Origin of the sequence: Ideonella oryzae (genome assembly GCF_024055665.1) — a bacterium.
Classification (GTDB): domain Bacteria; phylum Pseudomonadota; class Gammaproteobacteria; order Burkholderiales; family Burkholderiaceae_C; genus Ideonella; species Ideonella oryzae.
The window spans coordinates 1-16876 of sequence record NZ_JAMXMC010000013.1 but is presented as its reverse complement, the minus strand read 5'-3'; the positions used below and the strand labels follow the sequence as shown (position 1 = coordinate 16876).

10 protein-coding genes, 1 pseudogene and 1 CRISPR repeat array are annotated in these 16876 nt (G+C 65.9%); of the genes and pseudogenes, 8 read left to right on the top strand and 3 right to left on the bottom strand.

Annotated features, from left to right (window positions below):
* Nucleotides 1–9 precede the first annotated feature (9 nt).
* Nucleotides 10–1113, bottom strand: a complete 1104-nt coding sequence (locus M0L44_RS19145) for an alkene reductase (RefSeq protein WP_252771732.1) — start codon at nt 1111–1113, stop codon at nt 10–12.
* A gap of 121 nt (nt 1114–1234) precedes the next feature.
* Here M0L44_RS19145 and M0L44_RS19140 point away from each other — a divergent pair, with 121 nt between their 5' ends.
* A complete protein-coding gene (locus tag M0L44_RS19140; protein WP_354004153.1) occupies nt 1235–2062 on the top strand; it encodes a 23S rRNA (adenine(2030)-N(6))-methyltransferase RlmJ in 828 nt (275 codons plus the stop codon).
* A 22-nt stretch (nt 2063–2084) separates the two neighbouring features.
* On the opposite strand, the gene M0L44_RS19135 is transcribed toward M0L44_RS19140, so the two are convergent.
* Nucleotides 2085–2915: a hypothetical protein gene (locus M0L44_RS19135; RefSeq protein ID WP_252771729.1), complete on the bottom strand. Its 831-nt coding sequence runs from the start codon at nt 2913–2915 to the stop codon at nt 2085–2087.
* Nucleotides 2912–3604: an aquaporin Z gene (gene aqpZ / locus M0L44_RS19130; protein WP_252771727.1), complete on the bottom strand. Its 693-nt coding sequence runs from the start codon at nt 3602–3604 to the stop codon at nt 2912–2914. The genes M0L44_RS19135 and aqpZ overlap by 4 nt, the downstream gene beginning before the upstream one ends.
* 134 nt (nt 3605–3738) lie before the next feature.
* On the opposite strand from aqpZ, the pseudogene M0L44_RS19125 reads away from it, so the two are divergent.
* From M0L44_RS19125 to cas6f, 7 genes and pseudogenes are all read left to right on the top strand, one after another.
* A pseudogene (locus M0L44_RS19125) lies at nt 3739–4952 on the top strand (CaiB/BaiF CoA transferase family protein).
* 67 nt (nt 4953–5019) lie between these two features.
* The gene (cas1f, locus tag M0L44_RS19120; protein ID WP_252771726.1) at nt 5020–6033 is read left to right on the top strand and encodes a type I-F CRISPR-associated endonuclease Cas1f; all 1014 of its coding nucleotides are present in this window, start codon (nt 5020–5022) and stop codon (nt 6031–6033) included.
* Entirely contained in the window at nt 6030–9443 is a 3414-nt protein-coding gene (gene cas3f, locus M0L44_RS19115) for a type I-F CRISPR-associated helicase Cas3f (protein WP_252771724.1), read from the top strand. The genes cas1f and cas3f overlap by 4 nt, the downstream gene beginning before the upstream one ends.
* Nucleotides 9440–10771, top strand: a complete 1332-nt coding sequence (gene csy1 / locus M0L44_RS19110; RefSeq protein ID WP_252771722.1) for a type I-F CRISPR-associated protein Csy1 — start codon at nt 9440–9442, stop codon at nt 10769–10771. Before cas3f ends, csy1 begins: the two co-directional genes overlap by 4 nt.
* Nucleotides 10768–11787 (top strand): type I-F CRISPR-associated protein Csy2, encoded by a 1020-nt coding sequence (gene csy2 / locus M0L44_RS19105; protein ID WP_252771720.1) that lies wholly within the window; start codon nt 10768–10770, stop codon nt 11785–11787. Before csy1 ends, csy2 begins: the two co-directional genes overlap by 4 nt.
* Before the next feature lie 18 nt (nt 11788–11805).
* The gene (csy3, locus tag M0L44_RS19100; protein ID WP_252771719.1) at nt 11806–12846 is read left to right on the top strand and encodes a type I-F CRISPR-associated protein Csy3; all 1041 of its coding nucleotides are present in this window, start codon (nt 11806–11808) and stop codon (nt 12844–12846) included.
* A 7-nt stretch (nt 12847–12853) separates the two neighbouring features.
* The gene (cas6f, locus tag M0L44_RS19095) at nt 12854–13414 is read left to right on the top strand and encodes a type I-F CRISPR-associated endoribonuclease Cas6/Csy4 (RefSeq protein ID WP_252771717.1); all 561 of its coding nucleotides are present in this window, start codon (nt 12854–12856) and stop codon (nt 13412–13414) included.
* A 130-nt stretch (nt 13415–13544) separates the two neighbouring features.
* A CRISPR array of direct repeats spans nt 13545–16754; the repeat unit is 28 nt; unit sequence GTTCACTGCCGCACAGGCAGCTCAGAAA.
* Nucleotides 16755–16876 lie beyond the last annotated feature (122 nt).

The window sequence follows — 16876 nt, the reverse complement described above, 5'->3', positions numbered from 1 at the left end:
CGTGCGGACTCAGCCCAGGGTCGGGTAGTCGGTGTAGCCCTCGGGGCCGCTGCCGCCGTAGAGCCTGGCCGGGTCCACCGGGTTGAGCGGCGCGTTCTCGCGCAGGCGACGCGTCAGGTCCGGGTTGGAGATGGCCGGCTTGCCGAAGGCCACCAGGTCGGCCGCACCGCTGTCCACCGCCGCGATGGCCATGGCGCGGTCGTAGCCGTTGTTGACCATCCAGGCCACGCCGTCGAAGGCCGCCCGCAGCGCGGCGAAGTCGAAGGTGATGCCCTGGTCGGACAGGTCGCGCGGGCCGCCGGTGGCGCCCTCAACCACGTGCACATAGGCCAGCTTCATCGGCGCCAGCACGCCGGCCACCGCAGCGAACAGGGCCTGGGCGTGGCTGTCCTGGCCAATGTCGTTGGCCGGGGTGATGGGCGACAGGCGGATGCCGGTGCGCCCGGCGCCGATCTCGGCCACGATGGCCTGGGCCACCTCGCGCAGGAAGCGCACGCGGTTCTCGATGGAGCCGCCGTAGGCGTCGCTGCGGTCGTTGCAGCTGTCGCGCAGGAACTGCTCGATCAGGTAGCCGTTGGCGGCATGGATCTCCACGCCGTCAAAACCGGCCTCCATCGCGCAGCGCGCGGCATGGCGGTAGTCCTGCACCGTGGCGGCGATCTCCTCCACCGTCAGCGCGCGCGGCGCCGAGGTGGGCGCAAAGCCACCGGCGATGTAGGTCTTGCTGTTGGCCACCTTGCTGGTGGAAGACACCGGCGCCGCGCCGCCAGGCAGCAGCGAGCTGTGCGAGATGCGGCCCACGTGCCAGAGCTGCACCACGATCTTGCCGCCCTCGGCGTGCACGGCGTCGGTCACCTTCTTCCACGCGGCCACCTGCTCGGGGGTGTAGACGCCCGGGGTGTCGAGGTAGCCGTGGGCCATCGGGCTGATCGGCGTGGCCTCGGTGATGATCAGGCCCATGCCGTTGGCCGGCTTGGCGCGCTGGCGGTAGTACTCGACCATCAGGTCGTTGGGCACCTGGTTCGTGGCCCGGTTGCGGGTGAGCGGCGCCATGACGACGCGGTTGTCCAGCGCGATCGCGCCGGCCTGGAAGGGGGTGAAGAGTTTGTCCATGGCGCGAAGCGTAGCGAGCCCGGTACAGTGCGGGATTGATCTGTCCTGAAAGACCCCCCGAATGCTGGCCTATCGTCACGGCTTCCATGCAGGCAACCATGCGGATGTGCTAAAGCATCTGGTGCTCACGCGCGTCCTGCGTTACCTGGGCGAGAAGGACAAGCCTTTCCGCTACATCGACACCCACGCTGGCGCCGGGGGCTACCTGCTCAAGGGTGCGCAGGCCCAGAAGACCACCGAGTACCGCGAGGGCATCGGCCGGCTGTGGAGCCGTGCCGACCTGCCGCCGCTGACCGCCGACTACGTGCGCTTGGTGCAGGAGTTCAACCTGCAGCCCGGCGAGGACGGCCAGGCCCCGGTGCTGGAAAAGGGCATGACGCCGCCGCTGGCGCTCTACCCAGGCTCGCCCTCCATCGCCCGCCAGCTGATGCGCAAGGGCGATTCGATGCGCCTGTTTGAGCTGCACCCGGCCGACGCCCGCACCCTGGCCACCCATTTCGGCAATACCAAGACGGTGCAGGTGCTCAACGAGGATGGCTTTGCCGGCCTCAAGGGCCAGGTGCCGCCCTCCCCCCGCCGGGCCCTGGTGCTGATCGACCCGTCCTACGAACTGGTGCAGGACTACGGCAAGGTGGTGGCCAGCCTGCGCGACGCGGTGCAGCGCTTTGCCGAGGGCGTGTACATGGTCTGGTACCCGCAGGTCAGCCGGGTAGAAGCGGTGCAGTTGCCCAAGCGCCTGACGGCCCTGGCGCCCAAGGGCTGGCTGCACGTGCGTCTGACCGTGTCCCAACCCGACCCGCAGGGCTTCGGCCTGGTGGGCAGCGGGGTGTTCATCCTGAACCCGCCCTGGCCCCTGCACCAGGAACTGGCCGCCGAGCTGCCCTTCCTGGTGGACACGCTGGCCCAGTTCGACGGCGCCAGCTACCTGCTGGAAGAACAGCCGGCCTGAGCTGGCGGCCGGCCGGTTGGCGTCAGCCCGCCGACCAGCGGGCGCGCAGCCGGGCCATCCAGCCGGTTTCGGTGGACGGCGCGGCGCGCGCGTCGCCGGCCGCCGGCCCTGCCGGGTCCGGCACAGCAGCCGGCTCCTCTTCGGTCAGGCAACTCAGCAGCCCCTGGCGGTCCATCTCAGCCAGGAAGCCTTCGCACTCCGTCTCGCCCACATTGCTGAGCGCGGCCAGCCCCGCCAGGCTCAGCGAACGCGACAGCAGCAGGCTGGCCAGGCGGGGCAGGTAACGGTGGTGCACCAGGCTGCCCGGCGCCGGCCAGCGGCGCAGACGGTAGAGATGCGGGCCGGCTTTCCAGCGCGGCGTCGGCACGGCCTGGGGCAACGCCGCCGCGACGCCCGGCGGCACGGCGTGCATCGCCGGCACCGCGGGGGACACCGACGAGGGCACCGCCGCGGGCTCCGGCGGGCGGGGTCGGTGCCAGGACGGCGGCCCCGCCTGACGACGGCGCGCCGGCTGCTTGCGCTCCACGTCGCGCAGCACCGCCAGCAGCGCCGAGGCCTCGAAGGGCTCGGCCAGCGAACACCCCTGCCCCATCCCCGGCGTGGCGACCCGCTCGGCTGCATCCACCCACACCAGGCGCACCGGCGGCGCCACGGGCGGCATGGGCACGCCACGCGGCAGCAGCACCACGTCGGCCTCCTCGGCCGGCCCCAGCACCCAGGCATCGGTCGTGCAGCCAGCCAGGCGCTCCAGTGCCTGGCGCAGCTGCACCAGTGACCGGTTGGACACCAGGTGACCCGCCAGCACCCGGTAGCGGGGCTGGGGGCTCGGCGAGGGTGAGGGCAAGGCGTTCATTCGGCCAGCAGGCTCCGGTGGACCAGGGCCCCCAGCACGGCGCCGGCCAGCGGCGCCACGATGAACAGCCAGAGCTGCTGCAGGGCCCAGGGCTCGGCAAACAGCGCCACGCCGAAGGAGCGCGCCGGGTTCACCGAGGTGTTGGTGACGGGGATGCTGATCAGGTGGATCAGCGTGAGCGCCAGGCCAATCGCGATCGGCGCGAAGCCCGCGGGCGCGCGCTCGCTGGTGGCGCCCAGGATGACGATGAGGAAGACCGCGGTCAGCAGCACCTCGGTCAGCGCAGCGGCGGCCAGGCCGTAGCCGCCGGGCGAGTGTTCACCATAGCCGTTGGAGGCAAAGCCACCCAGGGTCACCCCAGGCTTGCCGGTGGCGATGGCATAGAGCGCCGCGCCTGCCAGGGCCGCACCCAGCAATTGCGCCAGCACATAGGGCAGCAGCCGAGCGCTGGGCAGGCGGCCAGCCACCCACAGACCCAGCGACACCGCAGGGTTGAAGTGCCCACCCGAGACGTGGCCCACGGCATAGGCCATGGTCAGCACCGTCAGGCCGAAGGCCAGGGCCACCCCGGCAAAGCCGATGCCGAGGCCGGGAAAGGCCGCCGCCAGCACGGCGCTGCCGCAGCCGCCCAGCACCAGCCAGAAGGTGCCCAGGCATTCGGCCGCCAGTGCTTTGGAAAGTGAATTCATCGCAGTCCCCGTTCCCAGGTGTTGAAGGAGCCGGCAGCCTAGGGAGGGCTGAGGGCGGGGGCCATCCCCCAAGCTGACATCGCGTGATCAATGTCACCATGACGAACTTCTCCCAGAGACAAACTGCAACAGAGATGAGAACTCCGCACATCCCCCCGACGCAGGATGGCGGCCCGCTGGCCGGCCTGAAGGTCGTCGAACTGGGTCAGCTGATCGCCGGTCCGTTTGCCGGCAAGACCCTGGGCGACTTCGGCGCCCAGGTCATCAAGGTGGAGCCCCCGGGCACCGGCGACCCGCTGCGCCAGTGGCGGGTGGTGCAGGACGGCACCAGCGTCTGGTGGCAGGTGCAGAGCCGCAACAAGCAGAGCGTGGTGCTGGACCTGCGCACCGACGAGGGCCGGGCCGAGGTGCGCCGCCTGATCGACGAGGCGGACGTGCTGATCGAGAACTTCAAGCCCGGCACGCTGGAGAAATGGGGCCTGGGCTACGAGGCCCTGGCGGCCCGCAACCCCGGGCTGATCATGCTGCGCATCAGCGGCTACGGGCAGGACGGCCCCTACCGCGACCTGCCGGGCTTTGCCGTGGTGGCCGAGGCCATGGGCGGCCTGCGCCACCTGATGGGCGAGCCCGGCCGGCCGCCGGTGCGCGCTGGCGTCAGCCTGGGCGACACCCTGGCCGCGCTGCACGGCGTCATCGGCGTGCTGCTGGCCCTGCAGGCCCGCACCAAGTCCGTCGGCCCGGAGGCCCCAAGGGCCGCGGCCAGGTGGTGGACGTGGCCCTGTACGAGGCCGTCTTCAACTGCATGGAAAGCCTGCTGCCCGAGTACAGCGCGGCCGGCCTGGTGCGCCAGCCGGCCGGCTCGGCCCTGCCGGGCATCGCCCCCAGCAACGCCTACCGCTGCGCCGATGGCCAGGTGGTGATCGGCGGCAACGGCGACAGCATCTACAAGCGCCTGATGGCCGCCATCGGCCGCGGCGACCTGGGCGAGGCCCCCGACCTGGCGCACAACACCGGCCGCGCTGCCCGGGTGGACGAGATCGACGCGGCCATCACCGCCTGGACGGTGCAGCGCCCGGTGGCCGAGGTGGTGGCCACCCTGCAGGCGGTGAGCGTGCCGGTGGGCCGCATCTACACGGTGCAGGACATCGCCGAGGACCCGCACTACCGGGCCCGCGGCATGATCGAGCGCATCGTCACCGCCACCGGCCAGGTGCTGGAGGTGCCGGGCATCGTGCCCAAGCTCTCGGCCACGCCGGGGGCCATTCGCACGCGGGCGCCCGCACTGGGGGAGCACGATGAGGCCCTGCTGCGGCATCCCCCAATGGAGGGACGTCCCTCGAACTGTTGAAATGTCCAGTTCGCCTGGTGAGCCACCTTGATGCCTAGGATGTCCCTTGACTTCGCATGGGGACACCATGGATCAAATTGCAGCAGGCGACCTCAAGACCATCCTGCATTCCAAGCGGGCCAATCTCTACTATCTGGAGCACTGCCGGGTATTGGTCAATGGTGGACGCGTCGAGTATGTGACGGAGCAAGGGCAGCAGTCGCTCTACTGGAACATTCCCATCGCCAATACCACCACGTTGTTGCTGGGGACAGGCACGTCCATCACTCAAGCCGCAGTGCGCGAGCTGGCCAAGGCGGGCGTGATGCTGGGTTTCTGCGGCGGAGGCGGAACGCCGCTGTTTGCGGGCACCGAGTCATCTCTCGAAGTAGCCTGGATGCCCGCCCAAAGCGAGTACCGGCCCACCGAGTACCTGCAGCACTGGGTGCGGTTCTGGTTTGACGATGCCTTGCGACTCGGCGCTGCCAAGGCGTTTCAAAAGGCCCGACTGATACGCCTTCAACAACATTGGTCAGGCAGCAAGAGTCTGAAAGAGCAAGGATTCAACCCTGATCTGAATGCCCTGACCTCTGCCATCCAGGGCACGCTGCCCCCCATCACGGCGGCCCCGGACACCATGACCTTGCTCACCGAAGAAGCCCGGATGAGCAAGCAGCTCTACCGGATGGCCAGCCTGGCCAGCGGCTACGGCGAATTCACACGTGCCAAGCGCGGTGACAGCACCGACGCGGCCAACCGGTTCCTGGACCATGGCAACTATCTGGCCTATGGTTTGGGCGCAACAGCCACCTGGGTGCTGGGTCTTCCGCATGGGCTGGCGGTGCTACACGGCAAAACCCGGCGCGGCGGACTGGTCTTCGACGTGGCCGATCTGATCAAGGATGCGGTGATCCTGCCGCAGGCCTTTGTCTCGGCCATGCACGGACACAGCGAACAGGAATTCCGGCAGGCCTGCATCGAAGCGCTGACCCGCAGCGAGGCGTTGGACTTCATGATCGACACGGTCAAGGCCACGGCAGAGGCTTTTGGCCGACTGGCGCAAGGCAGCTCCGCCCCGGCCAGTGAAAGCTCCACGACATGAACGTTCTGCTCGTCTCCCAGTGCGACAAGCGCGCATTGAGCGAAACCCGTCGCATCCTGGACCAGTTCGCCGAGCGGCGCGGTGACCGCACCTGGCAAACGCCCATCACGCAGGACGGTCTGGACACGCTGCGGCGCCTATTGCGCAAGACCGCTCGCAAGAACACCGCTGTGGCCTGCCACTGGATCCGGGGCATTGATCACTCGGAGCTGTTGTGGGTGGTGGGCGATCGGCGGCGGTTCAACGAGCAAGGTGCGGTGCCCACCAACACCACCCGACGCAATGTGCTGCGCAGTGCCGATGAGAACCAATGGCACAGCGGTGAGCTGATCCGACTGTTGGTCGACATGGCCGGCTTGCTGCATGACCTGGGCAAATCCATCGACGCCTTCCAGGCTCGCTTGAAAGGCCAGTTGGAAGGCCGCAACCTGATTCGACATGAGTGGGTGTCGCTGCGCTTGCTGGAGGCCTTTGTCGGCCATGACGACGATGCGACTTGGCTGGGTCGGCTGACCTGCCCCAGCCCCGAAGACGATGCTCGCTGGCTGCGGGAACTCCGTTGCGACGGACTCCAGGGTCACTTCGATTCGCCTTTCAAGACCCTGCAGAACGCCCCGCTGGCGTTGGCGCTGGGCTGGCTGGTGGTCACCCACCACCGGCTGCCGGCCTTGCCCAGAAGCAAAGACGGGAGCGACAAGTTTCAGATGTCGCGGCTTCGCGGCCTGCTCACGCAGGTGCAGCCCGCCTGGAACGAGCAGGCCTTTGATCAGGCCGAACCGGCCGCCTTCGCCCCCTATTGGCACTTCTCGCAGGGTCTCCCCGTCAGCAGCGAGGCTTGGCGCCGCCGGGCCAGCCGCATCGCCAGGCGTCTGGCCGACTGGCGAACCCGCCAGCCCACCGCGGAAAGCCTGCTGAACAACCCCTTCGTGATGCACCTGAGCCGGCTCAGCCTGATGCTGGCCGATCACCACTACTCCCGCCTGAAGGGCGACAGCGCCGAGCGAGTGAAAGGCGACGACGAGCACCCCTTGTGGGCCAACACCCTTGAAGGTGGTCGCCCCAACCAGCGACTCGACGAGCATCTGCTGGGTGTGGCCCAGCATGGCTCGGAAGTGGCTCGATTTCTACCCCGGCTGGCCCAACATCTGCCCCGCTTGGGTGCCCATAGGAAGCTGAGGCAGCGCACACGCGATGAGCGCTTTCGCTGGCAGGACAAGTCGGCCGAGCTGGCCGCCGGCCTGCGCGAGCGTGCCCAGGAGCAGGGTGCCTTTCTCGTCAACATGGCCTCCACCGGTTGCGGCAAAACCCTGGCCAATGCCCGCATCATGTACGCACTGGCCGATCCCTCTCAAGGTCTGCGCTGCGCCTTTGCCTTGGGCTTGCGAACGCTGACGCTGCAAACCGGTCAATCCTTCCGTGCCCTGCTCGGATTGGGCGACGACGACTTGGCCATCCGCGTCGGTGGCTCAGCCAGTCGAGCCTTGTTCGAGTTCTATGAGACCCAGGCCGAGGCGCGAGGGTCAGCCTCCGGGCAGGCGCTTCTGGAGGAAGACGGCCATGTGCTGTTCGAAGGTGCGCCCGACCAGCACCCCCTGCTGCGCCGTGCCGTGGCTGACCCCGAAGTCAACAAGCTGCTGCTGGCGCCACTGCTCGTGTGCACCATCGATCACCTCACCCCAGCCACCGAGAGCCAGCGTGGGGGCCGACAGATCGCCCCCATGTTGCGCCTGATGAGTGGGGACTTGGTGCTGGACGAACCCGACGACTTTGACCTGGCCGATCTGCCCGCACTCACTCGGCTTGTGCATTGGGCCGGTCTGCTGGGCGCGCGGGTGCTGCTGTCTTCGGCCACCTTGCCGCCGGCCCTCATCCAGGGGCTGTTCGAGGCCTACCGGAATGGCCGCCACCACTTTCAACGCAACTGCGGTGCCCACCCCGGGGGCGCCGACACCCCACCGGTGGTCTGTTGCGCCTGGGTGGATGAGTTCGACCAACAAGCGCAGGACTGCCCGGATCCCGCCAGCTTTGCCCGCACTCACGCCCAGTTCGCCCAACAGCGCCAAGCCGCACTGGCCCGGCTGGCGGCTCAGCCGCGACGCCGCGCTGCGCTGCTGCCCGCCCCCGCGCCGCCCCAGCTGGGGGCCAAAGACCTCGCCGCCCTGGCTGCCGCCTGGGCGCCGGCCATGCTGGCCGCCGCAGCGAGCCTGCACCGACTGCATCACAGCGTGGATCCCGTCAGCGGCCACCGCGTCAGCTTCGGTCTGGTCCGCATGGCCAACATCGAACCACTGTTCGAAGTAGCCCTGGCCCTGTTCCGCCAGCCGATGCCACCTGACTGCCGGGTGCACCTGTGCGTCTACCACTCCCGCCACCCACTGTTGATCCGTTCGGCGATTGAACAGCAGCTCGACCGTGCCCTGGCCCGGCATGACCCATCGGCCGTGTTCTCGCTGCCGGACATTCGCCAGCGGCTGGATACCACGCCCGAGCCCGATCAGCTCTTCATCGTGCTCGGCTCGCCCGTGACGGAAGTAGGCCGGGACCATGACTACGACTGGGCGGTGGTGGAGCCCTCGTCCATGCGCTCCCTGATCCAACTGGCCGGCCGCGTTCGTCGGCACCGGCCCGGGCCGGTGGACAGCCCCAATGTGCTGGTCTTCGACCACAACCTGCGCCACTTCCGCGAACCTGGCCGGGCGGCCTTCTGCCGCCCCGGTTTCGAGACGGACGAGCCCGCGTTCCACCTGAGCACCCACGATCTCCATGCTCTGCTGCGCCCTGAGGAACTGGCCGCCATCGACGCCCGCCCCCGCATCGTGCCGCCATCAGTGCTGCAAGCCCAGCAGCGCCTGGTGGACCTGGAGCACGCCCGGCTGCAGCGACACATGCTGCCCAGCGCCACGCCAGCGCCCACGCCTGTACGAGGGCTGATGAGCCGTGCCCGCAGCCAGGTGGCTGCGACACCGCCAGCGCCCGAACTCAACGCAAGCACCTGGTGGCATGCCGCCCCGCAAGACGCCACGCTCACCGCTGTGTTGCAACGCGCCCAGCCCTTCCGCCAGGAGCCGCCTTCGCCTGACGTGACCTTGGTGCTGCTGCCTGACGAAGACGAAGACGGAGACGGAGACGATGTCCTGCTGCACCGTGTGATGGAGGGTCCCAAGCGCGGTCAAAGCCTCTACGTGTCCATCGATCGCTCCCTGCACCACCGTCTGCAGGACGAGGCCGTGCGGAGTGACCGCATGGAGGCTTGGGGGATCACCGACTATGCCAGCGCTCTGGCCGAATTGGCCCAAGCGTTGGACCTGCCCCTCGATCTGTGCGCGAAGCGCTTTGGCACGGTGGCCGTGCCTGACAGCACCGATGGGTGGCGCTACCACCCTGCACTTGGCTTTGCGAAAAGGAGGTGAAGCACGCCACCCACTTGACCGACCTACTCACGATCCATTTCAGGGAGAACCGAATGTCACCACCCGATTCCCTGCGAACCACCGCCATCCGATCGGTGATCACAGAGTTTCTACAACAGCGGCTTGCAGCCAAGCTGGAAAAGCTCGCCGAAGACGACCCCAAACGCGCTGAGTTGCAGGCGCAATTCCAGCCCGCCGCCTGGCTGGGGGATGCAGCCCGCCGCGTCGGGCAGATCCAGGCGGTCACTCACTCGCTCAAGCCCATCCACCCCGAGGCAAAAGGCAGCAGCCTGTACCGCGAGCCCAGCTCGCTGTCGCCGCTGGATGAGTTGGGCAGTCACGCGTTGGGGGACGCGTTTGACACCGACGTGGTGGGCAACGCCGCCGCGCTGGATGTCTACAAGTTCTTGAAGCTGACGCACCAGGGCCAGAGCCTGCTGGGCCTGACGGCGCAGGCCGACGCGGATCTGGGCGCGGCCCTCAGTGACGACGCGGCCCAAGCCAATGCCTGGATGGCAACGTTTGCGGGCTTGTCCGAAGCGCGGGGGGGCCTCAGCTCACACACGTTGGCCAAGCAGCTCTACTGGCCGGTTGGAGACGACCCGCACGACGACACGGGCTACCACCTGCTGGCACCGCTGTATCCCACCTCTCTGGTCCATCGCGTCTACCAGACGCTGCAAGAAGACCGCTTCAGCGAAGAAGCCAAGGCCGCCCGAGAGGCCAGGAAGGCGGGGCATTGGCACGAACGCCCGGTGCGCGAGTATCCCCACCTGGCCATTCAGAAGCTGGGCGGCACCAAACCGCAGAACATCAGCCAGCTCAACAGCGAGCGGCGGGGCGACAACCTGCTGCTGGCCTCGCTGCCGCCGGTGTGGCGTTCGGCAGAGGTCCGCCCCGTGTTGGGCACGGTCTCGCTGTTCAAGGTCTTTCGCCACCGACCGGAAGCTCGCCGACTGACGCTGCTGCTGCGCCGCTTCCTGGAAGGCGATCCCGCAAGCAATCTGGCCACTCGCACCCAACGCGGTGAGTGGGTGGAAGCGCTCCTGGAAGAACTGATGCTGTTCACCGCGGAGCAGCAGACCTTGGAACCCGGCTGGTCGTCAGGATCGCGATGCAAGCTGCCGGCCGCCCACCGCGCCTGGTTGGACCCCGATGGCGAGAGCGACCCGGTGCCTGATCTCATCGACGAACTGGCCCAGGACTTCGCCAACTGGCTCAACCACGAGTTGTGTGACCCGCTGCCCATGGGCGACCCCGAGTATCTGCGCTGGCGCAAGCAGGCCCGAGAGCTGTTCAAGGCCATGGAACGGGAGGGCGTGCTGTGAGCCAAACCCATCTCCCCCACCTCGGCGTGCTGCTGCTGCCGCACATCCGGGTGCAGAACGCCAATGCCATTTCCAGCCCGCTCACTTGGGGCTTCCCGGCCATCACCGCCTTCACCGGCCTGATGACCGCGCTGGAGCGCCGACTGGGCCCGCAAGCCGGCATCAACCTGCTGGGCGTTGGCGTGGTGTGCCATGGCTTCGAGGCGCAGGTCACAACGGAAGGCTACACACGGGCCTTTCACCTCACCCGCAACCCCGTGCTTCAAGACGGCAGCACCGCGGCCATCGTAGAGGAAGGCCGCGTGCACCTGGACATCAGCCTGGTGTTCGAGGTGAGGCTGGCCGAGGCGCTGCTCGACGATGCCGCGCGTGAAACCCTGGCAGAGCACATGGTCCAAACCTTGGCCGGTATGCGCCTGGCGGGGGGCAGCGTGATGCCACCCTTAGCCTCCAGCAAACGACGGCCGTCACGGCCCCTGCTGGCTTTGGTCCCCGACGATCCCGAGGAGCAGCGCGAGCAGTTCCGCCGGCTGGCGCGACGCTTGATGCCGGGCTTTGCGCTGATTGCGCGCGATGACCTCCTGGCGCAACGTCTGGCCGAGTTGCGTGTCCAGCATCCACAAGCCAGCACGCTGGATGCCTGGCTGGACCTGACGCGCTGGACCAGCCGGGCGGTTGCACGCTCAACTACTGATACCGAAGGCGCGCCAGACAGCCACACCGCGTGGGTGACCGACCCTCGCCCGGGCTGGATCGTGCCTATCCCGGTGGGCTTCACCGCGCTGTCACCGCTGCTGGCGGCTGGCAGCGTGGCTGGTGCGCGGGACATGGCCACCCCCTTTCGTTTCGTCGAAACCGTGTGGTCCATTGGCCAGTGGATCAGCCCGCACAGGCTGCAGTGCGTCAACGAGATGATCTGGCAAAGCGGGCACGACCACGACCCGACTCAGCCCAGCGAGCACGGCCTGTATCGCTGCTTTATCGACCCCCAGGCCACCGCGGCCACCCCCAACTGAACCTTCAGGGAGAACACTATGGCAACCAAGGAAACCACCCTCAAGACCGCTTCCGTGCTCGCCTTTGAGCGCAAGCTGGACCCCTCCGACGCACAGTTCTTCGCGGGCACGTGGGACGGCCGAAGCAACAGTGCAGGGTGGGCCCCCGTTACGATCAATGAGAAGTCCGTGCGGGGAACGATCTCCAATCGGCTCAAAACCAAGGACCAGGATCCGGCCAAGCTGGATGCCGCCATCGAAAACCCCAACCTGCAGACCGTGGATGTGGCAGCCCTGCCCGCCGACGCAGATACGCTGAAGGTCAGCTTCACACTGCGCGTACTGGGCGGCACAGGCTTCCCCTCCGCCTGCAACAACGCCGACTACCAGACCAAGCTGCTGAGCACGGTGAAGGGCTATGTGGAGGCACAAGGCTTTACCGAGCTTGCCCGGCGCTACGCCCACAACCTGGCCAATGCACGCTTCCTCTGGCGCAACCGAGTGGGTGCCGAACAGGTGGAGGTTCACGTTGTCCATCTGGTGCAAGGCCAAGCGGCCCGAGCCTGGGTGTTCGACGCGCTGAGCCTGCCACTGCGTGATTTCGCGGCGCCGGGAACAGCCGAATCGGAACTGGGCGCCCTGGCCGCGCTGATCTCTCAAGGCCTGTCCGGCAGCAGCCACGTGTTGCTGCAGGTCACGGCCTATGCCCGCATTGGTGCTGCGCAGGAGGTCTATCCCTCGCAGGAGCTCATTCTGGACAAGGGCAATAGCAAGAAGAGCAAGACGCTGTACCAGGTACTGAACGTGGCTGGCATCCACTCACAAAAGCTCGGCAACGCCCTGCGCACCATCGACACCTGGCACCCCGACGTGGCCGAGTTGGGGCCGATTGCCGTAGAGCCCTACGGCTCGGTGACCACGCTGGGCAAGGCCTGCCGCAAGCCAACCGACAAGCTGGACTTCTACAACCTGCTCGATGGCTGGCTGCTCAAGGACAAAGTGCCGCCGGTGGATCAGCAGCACTTCGTGATGGCCACGCTGATCCGTGGCGGCGTGTTTGGCGACGCCGGCAAGGAGTGAAAGGACCATGCACCACTACATCGACATCCATCTGCGCCCAGATCCAGAGTTCACACCGCACCAATTGATGGCCGCGCTCTTCGGCAAGCTGCACCGTTTGCTGGCACAGGTGCAGAGCCAGCAGATCGCCGTGAGCTTTCCGGGCTATGCCGAATCCCCTGCAACCTTAGGCCGCACGCTGCGGCTGATCGGCACTGCAGCCGAGCTGACACGGCTGATGGAGCACAACTGGCTGCAAGGCATGCACGACCATTCGGATGTGCGGCCCATGGCAGCTGTGCCTGCGGAGGCCTCTCAGCGCCCCCTGCGCCGCGTACAGGCCAAGAGCAGCCCTGACCGCCTGCGGCGGCGCCAAATGCGCCGGCACAACCTAACGCCGGAACAAGCACTGGAACAGATACCCGACAGTTGCGCCGAGACTTTGAGGTTGCCCTTCCTGTCATTGTCCAGTGGCAGCACCGGACAGCGCTTCAAGCTCTTCCTGCGACTGGGACCTTGCCAGGCAGCACAGGAAGGCGACTTCAACGGCTACGGCCTGAGCGGCACTGCGACCATCCCCTGGTTCTGACCCTTTTTCTGGCGGGGGCCGCAAGTGTTTGATTCTCAAGCACTTGTGCAAACGCCTGCCGAAAGGGTTGACCAGCCATGCCGAGCCGAAAAGTCATGGCCGATAGATACTTAGAGCCAAGGTCAGGCTAGTTCACTGCCGCACAGGCAGCTCAGAAAATCTGCACATCGATCGGCGGCAGGAACGCGCCGTTCACTGCCGCACAGGCAGCTCAGAAATGCCTGGAAGGGCACCCGCCTCGGAGCCGGTCGTTCACTGCCGCACAGGCAGCTCAGAAAGCACCGCGTCCACAGCAGAAGCCCAATCCCCTGTTCACTGCCGCACAGGCAGCTCAGAAAATCGCCGAGGCCGAAGCGCAGGAGCCCACCTTGTTCACTGCCGCACAGGCAGCTCAGAAAATGCTGACGAGCTTGTAGTGTTTCACCACATCGTTCACTGCCGCACAGGCAGCTCAGAAAGCTCAGACCTTCAAAATTCCCGTGCGTGTAGTGTTCACTGCCGCACAGGCAGCTCAGAAACGCAACCAGGAGAGCGACATGACTTTCAACGAGTTCACTGCCGCACAGGCAGCTCAGAAAGCGACGCACGCAATGCCGGCGAAGCTGCGGCAGTTCACTGCCGCACAGGCAGCTCAGAAATCGCGCAAGGCGAAGTGTTGTTCAGCGGTTCTGTTCACTGCCGCACAGGCAGCTCAGAAAGTCAAGACCGAGGTGATCCCATTCGAGATGTTGTTCACTGCCGCACAGGCAGCTCAGAAATGCGCGTGCAGGTCTGCGAAGGTCGATACGATGTTCACTGCCGCACAGGCAGCTCAGAAATCGTGCGCGACGGCATGACGGGCGATTATTTCGTTCACTGCCGCACAGGCAGCTCAGAAAGCCGGGCACCAGCACCTTGTGCCGGTCCTGCAGTTCACTGCCGCACAGGCAGCTCAGAAAATGCTGATCTGATCGACGCCTTTCGCCTGGATGTTCACTGCCGCACAGGCAGCTCAGAAATTCACAACGCGGTAGGCGACGATGTCACCGTCGTTCACTGCCGCACAGGCAGCTCAGAAAGCATCAGGGCGAACGGCCTTCAAGCGTTCGATGTTCACTGCCGCACAGGCAGCTCAGAAAACACCCCACTCGGCTATTACTTCGCCTGACTCGTTCACTGCCGCACAGGCAGCTCAGAAAATGTCGGCTTGCGGCTGTTATGCCCGTAGTGCGTTCACTGCCGCACAGGCAGCTCAGAAATGGTGTCGCTGAACGCAGCGTGTACTGGCGCGGTTCACTGCCGCACAGGCAGCTCAGAAAGCATCGGCTCAATTCCTGCGCTGGGACAAGAAGTTCACTGCCGCACAGGCAGCTCAGAAAACTGTGAACGCTGGCCGAACAATCCTGAAGAAGTTCACTGCCGCACAGGCAGCTCAGAAAGTTAAGCACTGACCCCAGCGCCAGGCCCGTGAGTTCACTGCCGCACAGGCAGCTCAGAAAGCTTGAAGGTGGGCGACATCGGCGAAAACGGCGTTCACTGCCGCACAGGCAGCTCAGAAAATGCTCTCCGCCTCCCCTCTGCCGCCAGCGCAGTTCACTGCCGCACAGGCAGCTCAGAAAGCACAGAGCTGCCGGTGTACTGCACGTAGGACGTTCACTGCCGCACAGGCAGCTCAGAAAACCCGGATGAAGAGCGTCTGAGTCGTGTCAACGTTCACTGCCGCACAGGCAGCTCAGAAAGTCCAGCACGCTGGTGAAGCCGAAGGCAGGTTGTTCACTGCCGCACAGGCAGCTCAGAAAACAGTGAAGGTGCGCCGGCCTTCACCGTCACCGTTCACTGCCGCACAGGCAGCTCAGAAACATCCAAGCTGATCCTCGACGAAATTGCCCTGGTTCACTGCCGCACAGGCAGCTCAGAAATATGCCAGCTTCCTCGCAGCTGATGTCGCTTCGTTCACTGCCGCACAGGCAGCTCAGAAAATCGACATCGAGGACGGCGGCCTGTACCGCATGTTCACTGCCGCACAGGCAGCTCAGAAAAACAAGGCGCGCTTGGTCCATGTCTCTTTGGCGTTCACTGCCGCACAGGCAGCTCAGAAAACTGGCTGTAGCCCCCACGCACGTACAGGGTCGTTCACTGCCGCACAGGCAGCTCAGAAAGCTGGCGCGCTGCCGCTCTTGATGACGCCCGAGTTCACTGCCGCACAGGCAGCTCAGAAAAAGCACGTGCACGCGGCCTGATCGAGCGGACCGTTCACTGCCGCACAGGCAGCTCAGAAACACCAGTGTGTAAGCCGAACTTACCGGGCGGATGTTCACTGCCGCACAGGCAGCTCAGAAACGTACCAGAGGTCGATGATGGCCTGACGCTGGGTTCACTGCCGCACAGGCAGCTCAGAAAACATATGAGCTGTCCGGCCTGTTGCGTGGCTGCGTTCACTGCCGCACAGGCAGCTCAGAAAAGGCCGGTGATTTATGGGCGGTGGACTATGACGTTCACTGCCGCACAGGCAGCTCAGAAAGTTGTCGCACTATCAACGCCCACCGACCGAAGGTTCACTGCCGCACAGGCAGCTCAGAAAACCCTGGACTTTGTGGTGTTGCCATTGACATAGTTCACTGCCGCACAGGCAGCTCAGAAAGTCCGGCCTCTTTGGCAGCGGTGGCTCTTCCTGTTCACTGCCGCACAGGCAGCTCAGAAAACGCCTGTGTTCACCACGCCGGTGGCATTGGAGTTCACTGCCGCACAGGCAGCTCAGAAAAATTGGAACGACAGCACCAATTACCGCCGGGTGTTCACTGCCGCACAGGCAGCTCAGAAAGATCTGCGCCAGGAACATGGCAACCCGCGCGGGTTCACTGCCGCACAGGCAGCTCAGAAATTCTTCAAGCCCACGCGGGCAGGGTGATTGCGGTTCACTGCCGCACAGGCAGCTCAGAAAATTGCCCCCTTGGATGAGGGAACCGAGAAGCTGTTCACTGCCGCACAGGCAGCTCAGAAAATCCTGGCCTGCCTGATCGAGCAAGGGCCAGCGTTCACTGCCGCACAGGCAGCTCAGAAAGGATGTACCGCAAACACCACTCGGCCATGTATGTTCACTGCCGCACAGGCAGCTCAGAAAATCCGCCACCAGGTAGACGTACAGTGCCGAGTGTTCACTGCCGCACAGGCAGCTCAGAAATTGATGTGGCTCTCGCCCATCTTGGCCTTGATGTTCACTGCCGCACAGGCAGCTCAGAAAACCATGAAGATCAACGGCGTAGATATGACGATGTTCACTGCCGCACAGGCAGCTCAGAAAGGTGAGGGTGATGGTCTCCGGCCCCGGGCCGAGTTCACTGCCGCACAGGCAGCTCAGAAGTAAGCGCGGCCCCAAGGCCCTCTTGACGAAGTTCGATCAGATGTCGACGACGTGGCGCAGCAGCGAGAAGCCCACGCGCCAGGTCATGCCGTCGCCGGGGTCGATGGTGGCGGTGCGCTGGT